Raw genomic sequence first — 21406 nt, forward strand, 5'->3', positions numbered from 1 at the left:
AACTGGCCAAGCGCGTTGAGGGTAGGATGAAATTTTCAATTTATCAAGAAAGTAAGCTCGGCACCCGACAAGTCAACCAAGATCGCATGGGATTCAGCTATTCTCGCGACTGTTTGATGATGGTGGTGGCCGATGGCATGGGCGGACATGCGAACGGCGAAATCGCCGCCCAGATTACCCTCCAGGCAATAGCCGGTATGTTTCAGCAGCGCGCTCGCCCGGTGATCAAAGATACGGCCAAATTTTTGGAAGATGCGATTAATGCTGCGCATAAGGAAATTCACCGCTTTCGTGCTGTGAATCAGCTCCCTGAAGCGCCTCGCACCACGGTTGTGGTTTGTGTCGTGCAGGATGGTTGTGCTCATTGGGCCCACGCGGGGGATTCACGCTTGTATCTCATGCGTGAGGGTGAGGTACTGATTCGCACGAAAGACCATACAAAAGTACAACGTCTGGTCGATGAAGGCTACATTTCACAGGAACAGGCTTATTTGCACCCAGAGCGCAATAAGGTCATGAACTGCTTGGGGTCTCCCATGGAGCCTCGGGTTGAAATCGGCAAGGTCGAGGCCCTGCATAAAGGCGATGTCTTGCTGCTCTGCACCGATGGTCTATGGGCGGCGATTCATGATCAAGAACTCGCCCGCGCTTTCATGAATAATCAAGTGACAGAATCACTGCCTGACGTGCTGGAGCATGCAGTCCAACGCTCTGGGCGCAGCGCCGATAATGCGACTGGAATCGCCATGATGTGGGAAGGTAAAGAAGAAGTTGAAGCGCGGTCACATCGCCGCAGTACGCATTCAACCAAGCGGATGCCAAACGGGGCATTCACGACCACCATCCGCGCCCCCCGTTTTGCTGACTTCGAAGACAGTATTCCGCTTTCCGAAGAGGACATTGAAAATGCGATTGATGAAATTAATGATGCACTCAATCGTTCTAAGAATGCCATGAATAACAAAGAATAGAGACGCCGTTGCTGCTATGACCATAGAAACTCGTTGTGATGGCCGTCGTGCTGATGCCCTGCGTGCCATTTCCATTCAGCGGCATTACACCAAGCATGCCGAAGGCTCCGTCCTGATTCAATTTGGTGATACCCATGTGCTTTGTACTGCTTCAGTCCTAGAGAAAGTACCTGGCTTTATGAAAGGCAAAGGGGAGGGCTGGGTAACGGCAGAGTATGGGATGCTGCCACGTTCTACCCACAGTCGGATGGACCGCGAGGCAGCCAAAGGCAAGCAATCCGGGCGTACGCAAGAAATTCAGCGTTTAATCGGTCGTAGCTTGCGCGCAGTGATCGACTTATCGGCATTGGGTGAGCGCACCATTCAACTTGATTGCGATGTGATCCAAGCAGATGGGGGCACTCGCACTGCCAGCATAACAGGGGCCTACGTTGCATTAGTCGATGCGGTACGGGGCCTAGAAGCAAAAGGGCTGCTTGCGGTTAATCCAATCAAAACCGCGGTAGCCGCCATTTCGGTTGGCCTTGTACAAGGGCAGCCTTTACTGGATCTCAACTACCAAGAAGACTCAAGCTGCGATACCGACATGAATGTTGTGATGACCGGACAGGGCGGCATGGTCGAAGTGCAGGGGACCGCTGAGGGCGAACCCTTTACCCGTACCCAGTTTGATCAACTACTCAAACTGGCAGACGTTGGCATTCAGCAATTACTGGCGTATCAAACGCAAGCATTAAGTCAGTCTTGAGTAGCGGCTGAATCCATGGACAGCCTTGGTAACACACTCATTCTGGCATCAGAAAATACGGGTAAGTTACGTGAATTTAATGCCTTGCTCGCCCCATTAAAGATTGACGTTGTTCCACAATCTGCTTTCAAGGTGCCAGAAGTGGCTGAGCCATTTCAAACCTTTATAGAAAATGCGCTAGCGAAAGCGCGGCATGCCAGCCAACATACTGGCTTACCCGCATTGGCTGATGATTCCGGCATTTGTGTGCCTGCTTTGGGCGGTGCGCCAGGAGTCCACTCAGCCCGCTTTGCGTCATTGCTAGATGGCCTGCCCAGAGACGATGATCGTAATAACACCCGTCTTGTTAGCGAGCTAGCCGCGCATGCTGATCGTCGTGCCTATTATTACTGCGTTTTGGTCTTGGTTCGTGCGCCGCATGACCCGCAACCCTTGATTGCAGATGGCAGTTGGTATGGCGAAATAGTCTCATCTCCGCGGGGAACTGCTGGCTTTGGTTATGACCCTCATTTCTGGCTGAGTGATTTACAAAAAACAGCGGCAGAATTAACCCCTGCAGAAAAGAATCAGCTCAGCCATCGTGCTCAGGCAATACAGCGTTTACTCAGCTTACTACAGCGTGAGCGGGCATCTATTTTTCAGAAATGAGTCCTGTGCCCACGATTCCGATTCAATCCGCCACAACGGCTACCACAGAGACCGTTGATGCGACGCCGACTTCTTTACCGGATTCGGCTGAGTTGGCCGCACTCTATTTGCGGCCTGGGCCTCTGCAGCTCAAAAGCCTGCCCCCACTAGCGCTCTACGTACACCTGCCTTGGTGCGTGCGTAAATGTCCTTACTGTGATTTCAACTCCCATGGTCTGAGCCAGCTACCGCAACAAGCACTCCCCGAGGCTGATTATTTACAAGCTCTGCGCGCAGATTTAGAGCAAGCCTTGCCGCTCATTTGGGGCCGCAAAATACACAGCGTCTTTATCGGTGGCGGAACCCCCAGTTTATTTTCAGCAGCGGCTATCGAACAATTACTGAATGATATTCGTATGCTGACCGGGTTGGGCCCGGATGTTGAAGTAACGCTGGAAGCCAACCCTGGCACTTTTGAAGCTGAGAAATTTAGTGCTTTTCGGACAGCAGGTATCAATCGTCTGTCATTGGGAATACAGAGTTTTGCGCCGGAACACTTGCAAGCGCTGGGCCGCATTCATGATGACCGGCAAGCGCATGCCGCTGTTGCGCATGCTGCGAAGTATTTTGATAATTTCAACCTTGATATTATGTTTGCGTTACCGCAACAGACCCTCGCCGAATGCGCATTAGACATTGAGACGGCATTGGGCTATCGCCCGCCCCATATTTCGATCTACCATCTCACGCTCGAACCCAATACCTATTTCCATCGCTACCCGCCTGTATTGCCAGATGATGATCTCGCAGCGGATATGCAAGCGCTAATTACGACACGCACCGCTGAGGCGGGTTATGTTCACTATGAGGTTTCTGCCTATGCGCAGCCAGGTCGAACGAGCCGGCACAACAGTAATTATTGGGAGTTTGGCGATTATCTGGGCATTGGCGCGGGCGCTCACTCTAAATTGAGTTTCCCGCACCGGATTGTGCGCCAGCTGCGTTACAAGCAACCCAAACACTATATGGCGCAGGCAGTTCGGCGACAGGCAATTCAGGAAAGCCATGAGGTCGCAATCAAAGAGTTACCGTTTGAGTTTATGCTCAACGCCCTGCGCCTGCAGGCGGGGTTTCCCGTGAATTTATTCTATGAGCGAACCGGCTTAACCCTCAATCAAATCGAGTCCCAATTAAATCAAGCGGAAACTCAAGGCTTGCTGGAACGGGATTTTCAGCAGATTCGCCCGACCGCGAAAGGCCGGGCCTTTTTGAATGATCTGCTGCAACTTTTTTTGTCTAACTGATTGCTCAAGCTAGTATCACAGATTTTTCTTCCATTTCTGCTTTAACCTTCACATCGGTCGTTGTGGAGAGCATGAAGTCAACAGCTTGCTGGATGTGTAAAGCGGTGGTGTCGAACACCGGGACAGTGACATCTGCTTGTGTAATCAGTAGCGGAATTTCGGTGCAACCGAGAATCACCCCTTCAGCCCCTTGCTGTTGAAGCCCTGCGATGATCGACAACATCTGCGTTTTCGACGCCATGGTGATCTGCCCTTGGCACAACTCGGCAAAGATTATCTGATGGATTCTTTCACGCCCATCTTGATCGGGCGTCAGTGTTTCAATGCCGTAACCGGCCAAAATATCCCGGTAAAAAGGCATTTCCATCGTAAAACGCGTGCCTAAGAGGGCAACTTGTCGTATTCCTTGCGCTTGAATCGCTTGTGCTGTGCAGTGAGCGATATGCAGTAACGGGACAGGTAGCACTTGGCTCAGCGCCGGCGCTAAAACGTGCATCGTGTTGGTCGCAATCAAGATCGCCTCCGCGCCGGCTGCTGTGAGCTGTTGGGCATGGGCCAGTAAGCGTTTTTCCAGGCCCGCCCAATCGCCTGCTTTTTGCATTTGCGCGACAAGTGCAAAATCATCGCTGTGCAGCACGATCTTCCCGGAATGCAGGCCGCCAAGCTGGCTTGCAATCGTCCGGTTAATGCCTTGGTAATACAGACTGGTCGATTCCCAGCTCATGCCGCCCAGAATGCCGATTGTTTTCATGATGACTCCAGTTCAATTGCTTAACGATCAACACGATTTTGATCGATCAAGCAAGGAATATGTTTCTAATTTTTTTATTTATTTCCAATATAATAGAAATTATTTCCTTAAATTTAATTAATTTGATAATATTTTGTTAAATGGATAAAATAGATAAAAAAATCATCAATTTATTGCAGGCAGATGCCAGCTTGCCCTTGCAAGTGCTGGCTGAGAAAGTACAGCTGTCTACCACGCCCTGCTGGCGACGCATACAGCAATTAGAAGCGCAGGGGGTCATTACCCAACGTGTTGCGCTTATTGATGCTGCAAAGGTGAATTTAGGCGTAACCGTGTTTGTCTCTGTTAAGGCGGCTAGCCACAGTAAAGCTTGGTATGAGCAATTTAGCAGTGTTGTTAAAGCCATTCCAGAAGTTCTGGATTTTTATCGTCTCAGTGGGGATGTCGATTATCTATTACGCATCGTCGTGCCGGATATCCAGGCTTTTGATCGGATTTATAAGCATTTGGTCAGTCAGGTAGAGTTGCGCGATGTTAGCTCTAGCTTTGCGATGGAAAAGTTAAAGAGTACGACCATCCTGCCGCTAGATTACATCTAAGCACAGACGCAGCTTTCATGGGCGGCAATTGCTGCAGCAAGGGGGCAAACGGGTATAATTTAGGCTGTATGTCCAAATCGCTTTTTCTCTTCCCGAAGCCTCGCTCTTCATTTCGTCTGACACCGCCTTTTCATGACCCTTGCCTCCATGACTTCGACTGATTCTTCATCTGCCTTTATCCTGGCCGGTGCGCGTGCATTATCTCCTTTTCGTTGTGAACGATTGCTTAAGCAGATTGCGTCTCAAAACGCAGACGTTGCCCACAAGATCGCTGATATCCAAGCGCGTTATGTTCATTTTGTTTGGTCAAGCGCGCCGCTATTTGGCAATGAACTCACCACGCTGCAAGCGCTTCTTCAGTATGGCGACCCAGCTATCGACTTAGCGCAAGCCGAAAAAGTCTGGGTCGTACCGCGTTTGGGCACCATCAGCCCTTGGGCCAGTAAAGCGACGGACATTGCCCACAATGCCGGTTTGGCGAAAATCAAGCGCATCGAACGTGGGATGGAAGTAAGCATTGCGCTCAAAGGTGGTTTAACGGGTGCGCTGAACGCTGTTACCAAGGTGGTCACCAAAGGTTTATTGGGTAAGCCCACCAGCCTAAGTGAAGCCGAGTGGCAAGTGGTGTACGGCGCCATTCATGACCGCATGATCGAAAACGTGCTGCCAGTGGATACCGATCCGCAAACCCTGTTCAAAGAGCTACCCCCTCAACCCTTGGCGACGGTGCCTTTGCTGGAAGAGGGCAGTGCCGCGCTGGTTAAAGCCAATACCGAGCTGGGCTTGGCGCTGTCGGACGACGAAATTGATTACCTGAATACGGCTTTCACCCAAGCCGGGCGTAACCCCACTGATGTGGAATTGATGATGTTCGCACAAGCGAACTCCGAACATTGCCGTCACAAAATTTTTAATGCGGATTGGACGATTGATGGCGTGGATCAAGATAAATCCCTGTTCGCCATGATTCGCAATACGCACCAGCTCACCCCGCAATACTCGGTGGTCGCCTATTCCGATAACTCGGCGGTGATGGAAGGCTGCGAGGCCCAGCGTTTTTACCCCCGTGCTGAGCAAGGCCAGCAGTATGCCGCCAGCCAAGAGCTGACCCACACCTTGATGAAAGTAGAAACCCACAACCACCCGACGGCGATTGCACCATTCCCCGGTGCTTCAACTGGTTCGGGCGGCGAGATTCGCGATGAAGGGGCCACGGGGATTGGCGGCAAACCCAAAGCCGGTTTAGTCGGCTTTTCGGTTTCTAACTTGCAGATTCCAGGCTTTGAGCAGCCTTGGGAAAACGCGCAAGACGTCACAGCGGCAGAAAAATCAACAGCCCAGCCTTACGGCAAGCCGGAGCGGATTGCATCTGCCCTGCAAATCATGATTGATGGCCCGATTGGCGGCGCGGCGTTTAACAACGAATTTGGCCGTCCTAACTTGCTTGGCTATTTCCGCACCTACGAGCAAAACATTGCTGGCAATGTCCGTGGCTACCATAAGCCCATCATGATCGCGGGAGGCTTGGGCAATATCAAAGCCGAACATACCCATAAGAAATCCCTGCAAGCCGGTGATTTACTCATCCAGTTAGGTGGCCCCGGCATGCGTATTGGCATGGGCGGTGGTGCGGCTTCGTCCATGGCGACGGGCACCAATACCGCCGATCTCGACTTTGATTCAGTCCAGCGTGGCAACCCTGAAATTGAACGACGTGCGCAAGAGGTCATCGACCGTTGCTGGGCGCTCGGTAACGATAACCCGATTCTCTCGATTCATGATGTGGGTGCCGGCGGCCTATCCAATGCCTTCCCCGAGATCGTGCATGGTGCAGAAAAGGGCGCACGCTTTGATTTGCGCAAGATTCAGCTGGAAGAGAGTGGTCTCTCGCCCAAGGAAATTTGGAGCAACGAATCACAAGAGCGTTATGTACTGGCGATTTCGCCAAGCAGCCTCGAGCAATTCAAAACCATTTGTGAGCGCGAGCGTTGCCCGTTTGCCGTGGTGGGTGTCACGACCGATGAGTTGCAACTACAAGTGGTTGATCCAGAGTACGGGAATAACCCGGTTGATATGGATATCAACGTGCTGCTGGGCAAACCGCCCAAGATGCACCGCAATGTGGAACATGTCACCCCCAAAACCGCGCCGATTGATTTAGCGACGTTAGACTTAGCCGAAGCGGCGCAGCGCGTGTTGCGTTTGCCTGCGGTGGCCAGTAAATCTTTCCTGATTTCGATTGGCGATCGTAGCGTCGGTGGCTTATGTTCGCGCGACCAATACGTCGGCCCGTGGCAAGTGCCGGTAGCCGATTGTGCCGTGACTTTAATGGACTTCCAAGGCTATCGTGGCGAAGCCATGAGCATGGGCGAGCGCACCCCGCTGGCCGTGCTGGATGCACCCGCTTCGGGCCGCATGGCAGTTGGCGAGGCGCTCACCAACCTCGCGGCTGCCCCGGTTGCCGATATCAGCCAAATCAAACTTTCTGCTAACTGGATGGCCGCCTGTGGCCAGCCCGGTGAAGATGCTGCATTATTCGATACCGTGAAAGCCGTGGGTATGGAAATTTGCCCAGCATTGGGTATCAGCATTCCCGTGGGTAAAGATTCGCTGTCGATGCGGACCACTTGGCAAGACGAGACCAATGGCACCGCCAAGTCCGTGACCGCGCCTGTGTCCCTGATTATCAGCGCTTTTGCACCGGTGACCGATGTGCGCCAAGTGCTGACCCCGCAATTACGCACCGATGTCACTGATACCGTACTCGTACTCGTCGATTTAGGCCAAGGCAAAAACCGCCTGGGAGCCTCGGCACTCGCCCAAGTTACGCAGCAGCTCGGCGAAGCGGTGCCGGATGTGGATGATCCCGCGCTGTTGAAAGGTTTCTTCAATGCCATTCAGCAGCTGAATCAGCAAGGGCTGTTGTTGGCCTACCATGACCGTTCAGATGGCGGCTTATTTGCCGCTGCCTGTGAAATGGCCTTTGCCGCACATTGTGGTGTTTCGTTGAATGTGGATCTGCTCACCATCGACCCCCATGCGCAAGACTGGGGCGATTTCAAAATTCGCGCCGAGCAAGTCAGCGTGCAGCGTAATGAGCTGACCCTGAAAGCGCTGTTCAGTGAAGAACTCGGCGCCCTGCTACAAGTGCGCCGTGCTGACCAAACCGCGATTATGCAAGTGCTGCGCCAAGCTGGGCTGGCCGCGCATACCCATGTGGTGGGGATGCTCAATCAAAGCGATGCGATTGAAATCTGGCGAGATGCCAAGGCCGTATACAGCTCACCACGGGCTGAGTTGCAGCGCATCTGGAGCGAAACCAGCTATCAGATTGCCCGCCTGCGCGATAACCCACTCTGTGCCGAACAAGAGTTTGAGAGCCTGCTCAATGCCAAGGACGCCGGGATCAGCCCGCGCTTGACCTTTGATCCCGCGGAAAATATTGCTGCGCCTTTTATCAATGGGGGTGCTAAGCCACGCATGGCGATCTTGCGTGAGCAGGGTGTCAATGGCCAAATCGAAATGGCCGCTGCGTTTGACCGTGCGGGTTTTGCCGCGGTGGATGTGCACATGAGCGATCTGCTCGCTGGGCGAGTAAACCTCGCCAATTTCCGTGGCTTTGCCGCGTGTGGTGGCTTCTCCTATGGTGACGTGCTGGGGGCCGGTGAGGGCTGGGCGAAAACCATTCTCTACAACCCGCAGTTGGCTGACATGTTTGCGCAATTCTTCCAGCGCAGCGATACCTTTGCCTTGGGGGTATGTAACGGTTGCCAGATGATGAGCAACCTCAGCAGCATCATTCCCGGTGCGGAGCACTGGCCCAAATTTACCCGGAATAAATCCGAGCAATTTGAAGCTCGTTACGTCACACTCGAAGTCAGTCAGTCGCCGTCCTTGTTCTTTGAGGGTATGGCCGGTAGCCGCATCCCCGTGGTGGTTTCACATGGCGAGGGCTTTGCTAACTTCAGCTCGGAAGACCATCGCGTGCGTGCTTTGGTTGCGGCCCGTTTTGTGGATAACAACGGTGAGCCGACCGAAATCTATCCGTTCAACCCGAACGGGTCTGTAGGTGGTATTACCAGCGTAACCACGCCCGATGGCCGCTTTACGGTGATGATGCCGCACCCTGAGCGCGTATTCCGTACTGTGCAGATGAGCTATCACCCCGCAGCGTGGGGTGAAGATTCGCCATGGATGCGGATGTTTTGGAATGCGCGGAAGTGGGTGGGGTAAATCAATAAAAGGCTTTCAGTTTGGAAGCCTTTTTTCTTATAGCGCTACTACATGAAAAAAGTCATTTATAAAATCACCTATCCAAACGGAAAAATATATATAGGTAAAGATTTAACAAATACACTTACTTATTTTGGTAGCGTAGATGCCAATATTGTTGCTAATGATTTCACCGATGAACAGAAACGAGATTTTGTTATTAGAAAAGAAATCATCTTTGAATCTGAGAGTACGGAAGAAATTAATCGAGTTGAAGCAGAATTAATTAAAAAATATCAATCAAATAATCCTGCTATTGGTTATAACAGATGGCCAAAATTTAAGCCAAACATTTAATAATGCTAGTGTTAATTTTGGAAGTGTTTGCGGGTCTCGGCCCGCTGCCGAGGTACTTTCTTTTGCGTGGCCAAAAGAAAGTACCCAAAGAAAAAGCCAGCCTCCGCCTGCATTTCCTTGCTTCTCACCAGCCTTGGGAGTGTGCAAAAGAACTCGCGTCCAAGGCTACGCCTAGGTCGCTCAAACAGCTTTTGCACACGACGCAAAGCAGCGCTTTGCTGCCCAAGTTCTGGTGGGGCGCTGCGGGCAGGCAGAAGGCCCAATTTCCCGAGGCAACCAGTATTGCCTATTCAGTTATGATCTTTTTTAGTAGGGGTATTCATGTTCCTTATTCTTTTGACCTACCAAAAACCCTTGTCCGAAGTGGATGCGCTGCTAGAAGCGCATCGGGCTTTTTTGAAAGCGCAGTATGCCGCGGGGCATTTTTTATTATCGGGTCCAAAGATGCCGCGCACGGGTGGGGTGATTTTGGCGCAAGCGGAAAGCGCTGAGGCCTTGCAGGCAATCTTGGCGCTTGATCCGTTTTATCAGTCGGGTGTGGCAGCGTATGAGGTGGTGCAATTCAATGCGGTGGCGAGCCACCCAGATTTAGCCCAGTGGCTGAACGCCTAACCTCTTTGGGTATTCACTAATTCATTGAACCGCGACACCCCGGCGTTTTTCCATATCCAAGCCAACGGCGGCCAGCACGGCGGGATCAAGTAGCTGTTGCGCATAGGGCAGTACTTCTTGCTCTTCACAGCGAATATGTTGCGCATACTGCTGGGCAAAGCTATCAATTTTTTTGCGATCGGCCTGCCATGTTCCAGTCATATTTGCCAGCACTAATTTGGCACGAATACTTTGCCAGAGATTTTCTAGCGTACGGTGTTCGCTTTGCAGGGTAAGAATCACGCGGCGAACGGCGGTTGGCAATTCGGGATGCTGGAGCAGCGCCGGAAAGAGTGCATTTTCTTCGTCTGCATGATGCACTGGGCCAGCATGATCAAAATATTGCATAACACGTTGCACAGCTTGGCGGGCTTCATCATCGTAACCACGTTGCTGCACATGGTCATCGACTTTACCGAGCAAGCTGGAAAATTTTTTCACGCGTAGGTGACAAGCATCTAGCATTTCAAGCGGTTCATCAAAGCCGGCTTCTAATTTGGCGAGGCCAGGAAAGCTAACGATATTCATACTAAGGCCCTTTCTGTTGGATGAATTACGCGAGTTGTAAGGTGCTATGTGTACTTAAATCGGGTTTGATGCCATTGAGTAGGTATTGCATCAATTCCCGCACAGAACGAATCTGTTCACCAAACGGTAAGCTACTGCCACCTCGGAAGAATAACCCTTTATCGACTTGGCCGTGTAAGGCAGCGGCGAGGTGATGGTCAATACAAAATTGCCCAGCCTTGGGGTTGCCATCGCGCAGACCGCATTGCGCCAAGCAATCAAAGGCCATCATGCAGCGTGGTTTGGCCTTGGCTTTGTCTTGCATGCGTTGTTCGTGGCTGAGATATTTATCCAGCCACGGGGTACGCACCGCCCGTGCGGGCAAGCCCGCGACACTCATGAATTCCACCATGTCTTCGGGTTTGGCTTCGGCCAATACCTTTTTGAAATTGACGTGGGCGTCGCCTTCCTGCGTCACAGCAAAGGCCGTGCCGAGTTGCACACCGCGTGCGCCTAGCGCAAAGAGCTGTTGTACTCGTTCGTGAGAATTGATGCCGCCCGCCGGAATCAGTGGGATGCTTTGCGCACTGAGGCCATGCTTTTCAAGCACGGCCAAGGTTTCGGGAATGACTTTTTCAAAATCAAAACGGGCGTCATGGACTTCACTCATTTGCGTTGCGCCTAAATGGCCACCCGCATAGCCGGGGTGTTCAATGATGAAGGCATCGGGTAAGCGGTTTTTTCTTTCCCATTTGCGCAAAATGAGTTGCGCGGTGCGGGCATCGGAAATAATCGGAACGAGCGCAACGTGCGGATAGTCTTGCGTCAGCTCGGGTAAATCGAGCGGTAATCCGGCGCCTACGGCCAGCATATCGGCCCCACTGCGGCAGGCTTGGCGCACGTATTCGGCATATTCACTCACGGCGCGCATGACATTCACCGCGATTAGTCCCAGCCCGTTTGCGACTTTTTTGGCAAGTTGAATTTCGCGATCAAGCGCAATTAAATTAATCGCATTGATTTTGTCTTTCAGTGCGGCATCGTTGCGATCCCCCTGCGTTTGCGCCATCAAGTCGGGGTGATGGCGCCGTAAATCGACGCTGGAGAGGGTGCCGATACCTCCCTGGGCAGCCACCGCACCCGCCAGCTTATGGGCCGATACGCCGACGCCCATGCCGCCTTGAACAATCGGTAATACCTCGTGCGCTTTTAAGCGCAAATAGGGCAAGTTGAGATTGTTGAGGGCGTGTAACAAGGGTTGCAAGGGCTGCGCGGTTTGCGAATTGGGCATGATGTAAGACCTAAAGAGTAGGCCTCCATTCCACCCTAATTTTCTTGGGCGACCCTTGCGCTAGGTCAAGTCTCATGTTTAACGACAAGATCGCTTGATTTGTTGAGCAGTTACTAAGCTGGCGTATTCCTTGCTTTTGTTGATATGGGATCGTTTGAAATAGGGTGAGAAAACGCATGTACCGTGAGCGAATTTTTAATAGCCTGGCTTATTTTCAGGCAACGGCGACCAATCAAGGAGAGCCGATCCGTTCAGTGATTAGTGAGTCACCCGATGCCGTCGTGGTGGCATGGCATGTTTTACCAGGTCAAAAAATTCTGCCTCATGTTCACCCGCATGGGCAAGATACGTGGATGGTGATTCGAGGCCAGGGGGAGTACACCATTAATACCCGTGGCGTCAGTCAACCCATTACTGCAGGCGATATCGTTATAGCGAACACCAATGAGGTGCATGGCGTGTTCAACAATGGGCAAGAACCTTTGCAGATTATTTCAGTAGTAAGCCCGGCAGAGGCGGGGTATGCCCTGCTCTCCTAGGGCAAGGAAACAAGTGCTACAGGTTGTGATTAGCCCTAGCGATTGATGCCGATTAGCGAATATTGATCATTTTGTGCGTTTGTAGGCTTAAATGCCATTGCGGGTGCGCGAGGCAATAGGCCGTAGCCGCAGCAATATTCGCTTGAGTCGCACTGCTATCTCCCAATACGGCCATCGGCTGAATAAAAAAATGCTGAAAATCAAGTTGGCCCAGGGCATCCAGATTGGTTTCAGCTTGCGGATACACCACTTTCAACTCATGCCCGCTCGGTTGCAGCAACGGTTGATTGCCTTTGGGGGAGACACAAATCCAATCGATTCCAGCGGGTGCAGGTAAGGTGCCATTGGTTTCTATCGCGATCTCGAACCCCTGTGCGTGTAGCGCTTCGATGAGGGCGGTGTCGATCTGTAGCAGCGGTTCACCGCCGGTACACACAACATATTTGCGGGGTGGCGCTTTCCGTTGTATGGGGGCGGTCGTCAGGCTTGGCCATTGCCCTGCAATTTCTGCGGCTAGCGCTGCGGCAGTCGCATATTTGCCACCTAGGGTGCCATCGGTGCCAACAAAATCAGTATCGCAAAACTGGCAGGCAGCACTGGCGCGGTCGGCCTCGCGGCCACTCCATAAGTTGCACCCGGCAAAGCGGCAAAAGACCGCCGGGCGGCCAGCTTGTGCCCCTTCACCTTGCAGGGTATAAAAAATTTCTTTAACGCTGTAACTCACGCGGACCGGTTCCCAAAAAACATAACGCAGCGTGGGTCAACGGCCCACATTTACATTGCACCAGCCATTTTAGCCTTTTTGTGCGATGAAATTGTGCGATGAAATGCGAATCGTTACAGGAAATCCGGGCTGATGACGGTACGCAGTACCACTTGAGCGTCGCGCTCACGCTGGCGCGCTGAGAGCCACCATACGGCCCCCTTTTTAATGCTCCAGCGTTGTTCTTCGCCTGCCAATAGGAGGCTAGCCACATAGCCCAGTGTCGGTTGATGCCCCACAATCACGACCGTGTCATACCGCTGACTCTGCTGCTTATCGCTGATTTGTCCATTCGGCCAGTCAGCCGCAGCCAATACCGCGCTGACGTCAGCATCAGGGGCAAGGCTTTCATCAATTTTGAAGCTATCAGTTAACGCGCTGGCAGTTTGGCGGGTACGAATGGCGGGACTTGCAATCACCAGGCTACTGGGTGGTAAATGTTGCTGTAACCAGGCAGCAACCTTTTGGGCCTGCTTATGACCGCGGTCGGTGAGTTGACGGCGCAGGTCGGTAGCATAACTTTCACGTAAATTTTCTTCGGCTTCTGCGTGACGCCAGAGGATGAGATTCATAAGCCGTTTTTGAGTAAAGACACACAAATCGGGCCTGCCAAACAGCCCCAGGTTAACAAGCAAAGCGCCAGCGCGAGCAGCACCGCAGCACTACCCAGGTCTTTGGCGCGCTTGGAGAGCCGATGACGCTCTAACGAGATACGATCAATCGCTGCTTCAACAGAAGAATTAAGCAATTCAACAATCAGAACTAAGATGACCGAGCCGATCAACAGCACCCTTTCGACCGCTGTAACGGGCAACAACAGGGCCACTGGTAGTAACAATATTGCCAGCGTCAGCTCCTGACGAAACGCACTTTCATGGCGAATCGCGAGCATCAAACCATTGCATGAATGAAACAGGGCATAGTAGGCGCGTTTGATCCCAATATTGCCTTTGAAGGGGCTTTCTGTCCCTGTTTCATCAATCGAGTTGTTGTCAGTCAGCGCTGCTGGTGGATGGTTGGGTGGGGAAGGGGGAAGCGGTTTCATGCCGTTGCAGTTTCTGATCGAGGGCTGTTAGCACTCAGTTTAATGGGTTTTAAGTAAGAAACAAATTGCTCAGTGCAGGCTTGCCATGAGTATTTCTCTGCCTGTTTTCTGGCTTGGCTGCGCTGGATTGTTAAGGCCTCCAAGCAAGCAGTGCGTAAGTCATCATGCAGTGCGCCAGCACCGCTCTGGCCTATCACATCAATTGGCCCTGTAACAGGATACGCCGCAACGGGTAAGCCACAAGCCATCGCTTCCAATAACACTAGGCCAAAAGTGTCGGTGCGACTGGGGAACACAAACACGTCGGCGGATCGGTATAAATCTGCTAAATCGGGCTGTTTCAGTACCCCTGTAAAGTGAACATCGGGGTATTTTTGACGGATATTTGCGAGTGCTGGGCCTTCTCCTGCAACCCATTTTGACCCGGGGAGATCAAGTGCTAAAAATGCCTCGACATTTTTTTCTACAGCCACCCGGCCTACATAGAGAAAGCGGGGACGTTCAGTCTCAATCGCATCCGTGCGGCCTGTAACGCTAAATGTGTCTAAATCTACCCCACGTGACCAAATCACCGGATTAACAAAGCCATTTTGCCGTAAATCTTCTCGGACCACTTGGGTGGGAACCAAGCAGGCATGGCCGGCATTATGAAACCAACTGAAAAAGCGATAAGAAACCCATAAAGGAATACCGAAACGGGCTTTGACATATTCGGGAAAGCGGGTGTGATAAGCGGTTGTGAAGGGAAGATTGTGGCGCAAGGCGTAAGCGCGAGCGGCTAATCCGAGAGGGCCTTCGGTTGCAATGTGTAAGGCATCTGGCCGTGCGGCGGCGATTCGTGCGGCTACCCTTTTACCTGGAAAAATGGAGAGTCGAATTTCAGGATAGGTGGGGCAGGGAATGGTTTTGAATTCAAGGGGAGTAAGTAAGTCGACGTTATGCCCCATCTGAATGAGTTCATGACGAGTTTGTTTCAACGTCCGTACCACACCGTTGACTTGTGGTTCCCAGGCATCGGTGACGATCAAAATATTCATGGGTATTCCTTTCGGGATCAAAGAGACGTCGAGGGTGTTGTGCGTGAGTTAAAGAGTGCTTTGCGCAGTGTTGACGAGGTACTGGGGCTGACTGGGGCAGTGAGCGCGGGAATGGTTTTCAGTTTTTTTGAGCTTTCAGCCAGCGTAGCCCAGGTAATAATCTTCAGCTCACCTTGATGTGTTTCAACCAGTGCGGTAAGGCTTTCAACCCAATCCCCGTCATTACAGTAAAGCGTGCCATTAATCTCACGGATTTCTGCTTTATGGATATGGCCACAAACGACTCCGTCATAGCCACGTCGCTGCGCTTGCTCTACCAGGGCTTCTTCAAAGTCAGTAATGAAACTGACTGCATTTTTGACTTTATGCTTTAGGTATTGGGAGAGTGACCAATAAGACAAGCCGCAGCGATGTCGAATCCGATTGAACCAGTGATTGAGCGCAAGAATAAAGGTGTATAGGGTGTCGCCTAGGTAAGCAAGCCATTTCGCGTGCTGAATCACCCCATCAAACAAGTCTCCGTGCGTGACCCACAAGCGCTTGCCATCTAGGCAGGTATGCACCGCTTCATCGCATACTTGAATATCGCCAAAACTGATATTCAGATAATCTCGGGCGAACTCATCATGGTTTCCAGGGATATAGAAAACCTTGGTTCCTTTACGGGCTTTGCGTAAAATTTTCTGTACGACGTCGTTGTGTGTTTGTTGCCATGTCCAACCTTTACGCAACTGCCAACCATCGATAATATCGCCGACCAAGTAAAGCTTGTCCGATTCGTTGTGTTTCAAAAAATCCAACAAATAACCGGCTTTGCAACCTGCTGTACCGAGATGAACATCTGAAATCCAAATCGCACGGTAATGATGTGTAGGGGGATCTTCGCTCGTATTTAGGGTGGCGGGATAGTCGTGGTGGTCTGTCATCCTGGTCAGGTAGGAGTAGTTTCCCGTATTACACTGCGGTGACATGTCATCCTCATGACAGTTTGTTTAAAGTTAGATGACAGCCACTGTTTGCAGTTAAGCCAGCGAAGTACGAATAAAGCCATTGCGGTTGGGGGTTTGAGCAGATGGGCTTGGGGCATCCAGAATCGTCGCATGTTGCGTTACCCCCATCATTTTGAAAAGCATCATGGTCATTTTGTTGGCCCCAAAAATTGCAACCTTCTTGTTCAGATAACGAAGTTCGCGCAGTGTTTTGAGCAGCAATGCAATGCCCATTGAATTAATTCTGATCACTTGAGAAAAATCAAAAACGACTTCACTGTAGCCACCGACACTGGCAACCGCCTTTTGAAAAAAACTGGCTGACTCAGCACTAATCACCCCTTGTAGCAAAATGGTGTAGGGTTTGCTCATCGGAAAGTTTGACATGATCAACTCCTCATCAAAATAAGATCATCAATTAGATGCCTGATAGGTAATTTGGACGCTTTTTTCATGCACGTCATCAGCGATGCCATTTGCATGAAAAAAGACTGTAATACTGGTGCGTTTGCCTGGCGCTATATGAATATGCAAGTAATCAGCAAGGCGCCACACCATATATAAACCTGCTCCGCCCATGCCATTCTCACTGGCATGAGATTGCACCCCAACGCCATAGAGATTGCGTTGCAGCCGTTCCAGTAATTTGTCGCCATCAAAGTTGCCGCCGTCATCGCTGATTTGAATCGCAATTAAATGGGGCTCGCAGCCAAGCGCTAGGCTGATGCCTTGAGGGTCTTGAAAGACTAGGTCTTGCCCTTTGGCATAAGGTTGGGCATGTCGCTTGCTGCTGGCCATGAAAGCGTTCTCTAACAGCTCATCTGCGATCAAGGCTGCAATTTCGATGATTTCAGGGCGAGTCTGCGCCAACTGCGCCCGCTCCATAGCAGCAATCAGTTGCTGAATGGTAATTTCCTTATCGGCTGTCTGCGATAAATAAAATCTGATGGGTTGGCAGAGTTGATGCAAATTAATAAACTCGTCACCAATATGTCCCAGCAGCAGGGTTGGCCAGCCTACATAATCAATAATCGGATCCGCTTCCTGAATCAGTCGTAAAACACCAAGATTACGCAGTAGCGAAATTTGCTTACTTAAACTTCTTGCGGTGAGCAGTATGGGTGATTGTCCTGGTTTAAACGCTACTAACTCGCGGAAATTGGCATTAAAGAAATGCTGTGTGAGTATCGTGGGTGACGGCAAATCATGCATTGCGATATGCTGCCTCGATAGCCGTTGGAAGGGTAGTTTCGTCTGTTGAAGCTGTTGCTCTATCGTGGTGGTGCGAAGTTCAAAATCAGCCACCCCGATAGAGATTGATTGACGCTGTTGATATTGCGCTGGCGCGGCAACTTCGATGCAGAGTAAAGTGACATCATCATCAATATCAGGTTTGTGGGTTTGGAAATGCTGGCTGGCATAGCTTGCAACACCTTTTACCAAGTTGGTAGAGGTTTGCTTGGCGAAGTTGGTTAAATGCGATTCAAGCCGCTCATAGCCAAATTCTTCTTCCTGAGTATTGGTATTTTCAATCAGGCCATCTGTATAAAAGAAGAGTTTATCGCCTGCTTGTAACCGCACAGAATGTATTTGATACGTTGGCTGATTATCCAAACCCAGTGGGGCCTCTCCTTCAGTATCAAGCATGAGTGGGGTGTTATCGTTATTGCGTAGCCAGTATGGAAAATTATGTCCCGCATTGGCATACTCAAAGACAAGGTCTTGAGTATTAATGACGCCATAGCAAAACGTCATCAGCAATTGCCGCATGCCGGTGGCTAAGATTGCTTGATTGAGCTGTTGGAGAGTTACAGCAGGGTTCAAGCGCGTTTCTGTTGGTAGTGCATGCAAAGCGCCTTTAGCCGCACTGACTAACATGCCAGCGGGAACGCCATGGCCCGAGGCATCGCCGATTGCAATCCCAATATGGTTCTGGTCTAGCACAAAATAGTCAAAAAAATCACCGCCGACTTCGGTTGACGTAAAGACCTGGCTGGCGATCTCGATGTTATCTAAGCGCGCTTGTTGCGCAGGTAATAGCTCGGCTTGCAAGGCGGCAGTCTTAGAAACTTCGCTATGTAAGCGTTGGCTCATCTCAGCCAGTTGCTGGTAGAGGGCGGTCTGGTTACGAGAGATGGCTAAAATCAGCGCAGGAATCGCGATCTGACCGATTAACTTGGTGTCCCTAAAAATAGGCACAGCATCTAGCTTGAGTCTGGGGTCATGCGCTAGCAGCTTTTCTAGTGCGGTCGTGATTGTCTCGCTGGCTTGGAGTGAAAAATAGCCTGTTTCTGCGATATCACTCAGCAATTTTCGCTCATTCAATTCGCGCTGATAAGGCTCCGACATTCTCTTTAAGAACTGACGGCAATAGATCAGCCCCGTCACTTGCTCGTCAGCTGCAATCGCGACACACTGGGTGTCTGGATGTTGAATTAACTTATCGTGTAGGGCAAGTACGCGTGTTGAGCCAGGCAGCAAGGCGATTGGCTTAACAAGAAAATCGATCGTATTGTTGTTGACTGGCTCAACCTCGTCCAATGTGTGTGAGCGCTTTGTCAGGGCTTCCTTGCCTGAATCGATGCGCGGCGGCGTGGCGCCAATCGCAGCATCATACGGAGGGGTAATACGGAGCGTGTCAGGAATGGCAGACATAGGTCAAAACGTAAACGCCATAAGCAAATAAACGCATACCTTAGTGCGGATGCATGACATCTTGATGACGTTTACCCCCAGCGGAGGTGGGCAAGCCGTTTTGGCTGCAAGCCTTGCAGTAGTTGCCAATGGAAGCCAAAGCTATGCTATAGTAACGAACTTACAACGACAGGCACGTAGCTCAGTTGGTTAGAGCATCACCTTGACATGGTGGGGGTCGTTGGTTCGAATCCAATCGTGCCTACCAAGCTTCACTTCCAATCTTTGCATCCTTATTTAAGAATAGAGAAAGGCAAACTGGTTATGACACCGCGAACGACTTTGTTCCCTGTTCACTAAACCACGCCTAGCTATTTTGAAAAAGCGCGACGTGGTTCGCGCTTTTTTTACGTCTATATCTTCTGATTTCAAGCTTATACCGATAGAGGTTCAATATGGTCACCATTACCTTACCCGATGGGTCGCAACGCCAATACCCGCAAGCCGTTACCGTAGCGGAAGTGGCCGCTTCAATTGGCGCCGGGCTGGCGAAAGCCGCACTGGCTGGGCGCGTGGAGGGTGAATTGGTCGATACCTCGCACCTGATTGAGCAGGATGCCAAATTGGCGATTGTGACGGACAAAGATGCCGATGGCGTAGACATTATTCGCCACTCCACCGCGCACTTGTTGGCCTATGCAGTGAAGGAGTTATTCCCTGATGCGCAAGTGACGATTGGCCCCGTGATCGATAACGGTTTCTATTACGACTTTTCCTACAGGCGTCCCTTTACGCCCGAGGATTTGCAGGCGATTGAAAAGCGTATGCAGGAATTGGCGAAAAAAGACGAAAAGGTTACACGCGAAGTGTGGAAGCGTGATGATGCGGTGGCATTTTTTAATTCAATTGGCGAAAAATACAAAGCCGAAATTATTTCGTCGATTCCCGCCGATCAACATATCTCCTTGTACCGCGAAGGCAATTTTATTGATCTGTGTCGTGGCCCGCACGTGCCCTCAACCGGCAAGCTTAAAGTGTTTAAGCTCATGAAAGTGGCCGGCGCTTACTGGCGCGGCGATGCCAAAAACGAAATGCTGCAACGGGTCTATGGCACCGCCTGGGCTAAAAAAGAAGATCAAGAAGCTTATTTGCACATGCTGGAAGAAGCGGAAAAACGCGATCACCGTAAGCTTGGTAAAGAGCTTGATCTATTCCACTTTCAGGAAGAAGCGCCCGGTTTAGTGTTTTGGCACCCCAAAGGCTGGGCGGTCTGGCAGGCGGTTGAGCAATACATGCGCAAAGTCTATTTGGACAATGGCTATCAAGAAGTGAAAGCCCCGCAAATTTTGGATCGTACCCTCTGGGAAAAAACTGGGCATTGGGAAAACTATCGTGACAATATGTTCACGACCGAATCTGAAAACCGTTACTACGCCCTCAAGCCCATGAACTGTCCTGGGCATTTGCAAATTTTCCGTTCTGGTTTGCACTCTTATCGTGAATTGCCGATTCGCTATGGTGAGTTTGGGCAATGCCATCGGAATGAGGCCTCCGGCGCGTTGCATGGCCTCATGCGGGTACGCGGCTTTACGCAAGATGATGGTCACATTTTCTGTACCGAAGACCAAATTCAGCAAGAATGTTTGAACTTCACTGCCTTGGTGAAGAAGGTGTATGGTGACTTTGGCTTTACGCAAGTGGCGTATAAGCTAGCGACTCGTCCGGCCAAACGGGTGGGCGACGATGCGGTGTGGGATAAAGCCGAAGCCGCGCTGGCCGAATCACTCAAAGCCTCTGGCGTCGAATATGACATTTTAGATGGCGAGGGCGCGTTTTACGGCCCGAAAGTCGAATATCACTTGAAAGACTCGATTGGCCGTTCATGGCAGTGCGGCACGATTCAGGTCGATTTCTCCATGCCCGTGCGTTTGGGCGCGGAATATGTGGCTGAAGATAACAGCCGCCGCGTACCAGTTATGCTCCACCGCGCCATCTTGGGGTCATTGGAGCGCTTTATCGGCATGTTGATTGAAAACTACGCGGGGGCCTTACCGGTTTGGTTAGCACCTGTGCAAATTGTGCTCATGAATATTACCGATAGTCAGGCTGAATACGTCGCTGCATTAGCACAATCCCTGAAAAAACAAGGGCTTAGAGTTGAGGCAGATTTGCGTAACGAAAAAATTACGTATAAAATTCGCGAACACAGCTTGCAAAAAGTCCCTTATCTGCTCGTCATCGGGGATAAGGAAATGCAAGCCGGAACGGTGGCCGTGCGTGCCCGTGGGGGTGTCGATTTAGGCGTAATGTCGGTCGATGCATTTGTGGCTCGTGTGCAAGCAGAGCTTGCAACACCTGCTGCAACACCCAGCGGAGCTTAA

20 protein-coding genes and 1 tRNA gene are annotated in these 21406 nt (G+C 51.2%); 11 read left to right on the forward strand and 10 right to left on the reverse strand.

What is annotated here, in order from left to right:
• The first annotated feature begins 26 nt into the window (after window positions 1-26).
• Genes DU000_RS01805 through hemW form a run of 4 tightly spaced genes read left to right on the forward strand, consistent with a single transcriptional unit; the run spans window position 27 to window position 3650 of the window.
• Window positions 27-971, forward strand: coding sequence for a PP2C family protein-serine/threonine phosphatase (locus DU000_RS01805; protein ID WP_114401639.1), 945 nt, complete (start codon window positions 27-29; stop codon window positions 969-971).
• Between the two features lie 16 nt (window positions 972-987).
• A complete protein-coding gene (gene rph, locus DU000_RS01810) occupies window positions 988-1719 on the forward strand; it encodes a ribonuclease PH (protein ID WP_114401640.1) in 732 nt (243 codons plus the stop codon).
• A gap of 15 nt (window positions 1720-1734) precedes the next feature.
• Window positions 1735-2367, forward strand: a complete 633-nt coding sequence (gene rdgB / locus DU000_RS01815; RefSeq protein WP_114401641.1) for an RdgB/HAM1 family non-canonical purine NTP pyrophosphatase — start codon at window positions 1735-1737, stop codon at window positions 2365-2367.
• Entirely contained in the window at window positions 2364-3650 is a 1287-nt protein-coding gene (gene hemW, locus DU000_RS01820; protein ID WP_114401642.1) for a radical SAM family heme chaperone HemW, read from the forward strand. The genes rdgB and hemW overlap by 4 nt, the downstream gene beginning before the upstream one ends.
• 4 nt (window positions 3651-3654) lie before the next feature.
• Here hemW and DU000_RS01825 read toward each other — a convergent pair whose 3' ends face one another.
• The gene (locus DU000_RS01825) at window positions 3655-4401 is read right to left on the reverse strand and encodes an aspartate/glutamate racemase family protein (protein WP_114401643.1); all 747 of its coding nucleotides are present in this window, start codon (window positions 4399-4401) and stop codon (window positions 3655-3657) included.
• Window positions 4402-4541: 140 nt separating this feature from the next.
• On the opposite strand from DU000_RS01825, the gene DU000_RS01830 reads away from it, so the two are divergent.
• The 4 genes from DU000_RS01830 (at window position 4542) to DU000_RS01845 (ending at window position 10181) form a co-directional block, all read left to right on the forward strand.
• Complete coding sequence (locus DU000_RS01830) at window positions 4542-5000, forward strand: Lrp/AsnC family transcriptional regulator (protein ID WP_114401644.1); 459 nt, start codon at window positions 4542-4544, stop codon at window positions 4998-5000.
• A gap of 147 nt (window positions 5001-5147) precedes the next feature.
• Window positions 5148-9233: a phosphoribosylformylglycinamidine synthase gene (gene purL / locus DU000_RS01835; RefSeq protein WP_114402062.1), complete on the forward strand. Its 4086-nt coding sequence runs from the start codon at window positions 5148-5150 to the stop codon at window positions 9231-9233.
• A 51-nt stretch (window positions 9234-9284) separates the two neighbouring features.
• Window positions 9285-9569 carry a GIY-YIG nuclease family protein gene (locus DU000_RS01840; RefSeq protein ID WP_114401645.1) on the forward strand — a complete coding sequence of 95 codons (285 nt, stop codon included), beginning with the start codon at window positions 9285-9287 and terminating at the stop codon, window positions 9567-9569.
• Window positions 9570-9890: 321 nt separating this feature from the next.
• Window positions 9891-10181, forward strand: a complete 291-nt coding sequence (locus DU000_RS01845) for a YciI family protein (protein WP_114401646.1) — start codon at window positions 9891-9893, stop codon at window positions 10179-10181.
• A 21-nt stretch (window positions 10182-10202) separates the two neighbouring features.
• Here DU000_RS01845 and DU000_RS01850 read toward each other — a convergent pair whose 3' ends face one another.
• Window positions 10203-10748 carry a hemerythrin domain-containing protein gene (locus tag DU000_RS01850; protein ID WP_114401647.1) on the reverse strand — a complete coding sequence of 182 codons (546 nt, stop codon included), beginning with the start codon at window positions 10746-10748 and terminating at the stop codon, window positions 10203-10205.
• A gap of 25 nt (window positions 10749-10773) precedes the next feature.
• Window positions 10774-12018 carry an NAD(P)H-dependent flavin oxidoreductase gene (locus DU000_RS01855; protein ID WP_114401648.1) on the reverse strand — a complete coding sequence of 415 codons (1245 nt, stop codon included), beginning with the start codon at window positions 12016-12018 and terminating at the stop codon, window positions 10774-10776.
• A gap of 176 nt (window positions 12019-12194) precedes the next feature.
• On the opposite strand from DU000_RS01855, the gene DU000_RS01860 reads away from it, so the two are divergent.
• Window positions 12195-12557 carry a cupin domain-containing protein gene (locus DU000_RS01860; protein ID WP_114401649.1) on the forward strand — a complete coding sequence of 121 codons (363 nt, stop codon included), beginning with the start codon at window positions 12195-12197 and terminating at the stop codon, window positions 12555-12557.
• A gap of 52 nt (window positions 12558-12609) precedes the next feature.
• Here DU000_RS01860 and queE read toward each other — a convergent pair whose 3' ends face one another.
• The 7 genes from queE to DU000_RS01895 form a co-directional block, all read right to left on the reverse strand.
• Complete coding sequence (queE, locus tag DU000_RS01865) at window positions 12610-13281, reverse strand: 7-carboxy-7-deazaguanine synthase (protein WP_114401650.1); 672 nt, start codon at window positions 13279-13281, stop codon at window positions 12610-12612.
• A gap of 113 nt (window positions 13282-13394) precedes the next feature.
• Entirely contained in the window at window positions 13395-13892 is a 498-nt protein-coding gene (locus DU000_RS01870) for a SixA phosphatase family protein (RefSeq protein WP_114401651.1), read from the reverse strand.
• Window positions 13889-14365, reverse strand: coding sequence for a diacylglycerol kinase (locus DU000_RS01875; protein ID WP_114401652.1), 477 nt, complete (start codon window positions 14363-14365; stop codon window positions 13889-13891). Before DU000_RS01875 ends, DU000_RS01870 begins: the two co-directional genes overlap by 4 nt.
• On the reverse strand, window positions 14362-15402 hold the full coding sequence (locus DU000_RS01880; RefSeq protein ID WP_114401653.1) for a glycosyltransferase family 4 protein: 1041 nt from the start codon (window positions 15400-15402) through the stop codon (window positions 14362-14364). Before DU000_RS01880 ends, DU000_RS01875 begins: the two co-directional genes overlap by 4 nt.
• Window positions 15403-15419: 17 nt before the next feature.
• A complete protein-coding gene (locus DU000_RS01885; RefSeq protein WP_114401654.1) occupies window positions 15420-16373 on the reverse strand; it encodes a UDP-2,3-diacylglucosamine diphosphatase in 954 nt (317 codons plus the stop codon).
• Window positions 16374-16424: 51 nt separating this feature from the next.
• On the reverse strand, window positions 16425-16778 hold the full coding sequence (locus tag DU000_RS01890; protein ID WP_114401655.1) for an STAS domain-containing protein: 354 nt from the start codon (window positions 16776-16778) through the stop codon (window positions 16425-16427).
• Window positions 16779-16805: 27 nt separating this feature from the next.
• Window positions 16806-19046 (reverse strand): SpoIIE family protein phosphatase, encoded by a 2241-nt coding sequence (locus DU000_RS01895; protein WP_114401656.1) that lies wholly within the window; start codon window positions 19044-19046, stop codon window positions 16806-16808.
• Window positions 19047-19216: 170 nt separating this feature from the next.
• Here DU000_RS01895 and DU000_RS01900 point away from each other — a divergent pair.
• Both DU000_RS01900 and thrS read left to right on the forward strand, forming a co-directional pair.
• Window positions 19217-19293: transfer RNA gene (locus DU000_RS01900), tRNA-Val, on the forward strand.
• 187 nt (window positions 19294-19480) lie between these two features.
• Window positions 19481-21406 carry a threonine--tRNA ligase gene (gene thrS, locus DU000_RS01905; protein ID WP_114401657.1) on the forward strand — a complete coding sequence of 642 codons (1926 nt, stop codon included), beginning with the start codon at window positions 19481-19483 and terminating at the stop codon, window positions 21404-21406.

This window comes from Parvibium lacunae (assembly GCF_003335215.1).
Lineage (GTDB): Bacteria > Pseudomonadota > Gammaproteobacteria > Burkholderiales > Burkholderiaceae_D > Parvibium > Parvibium lacunae.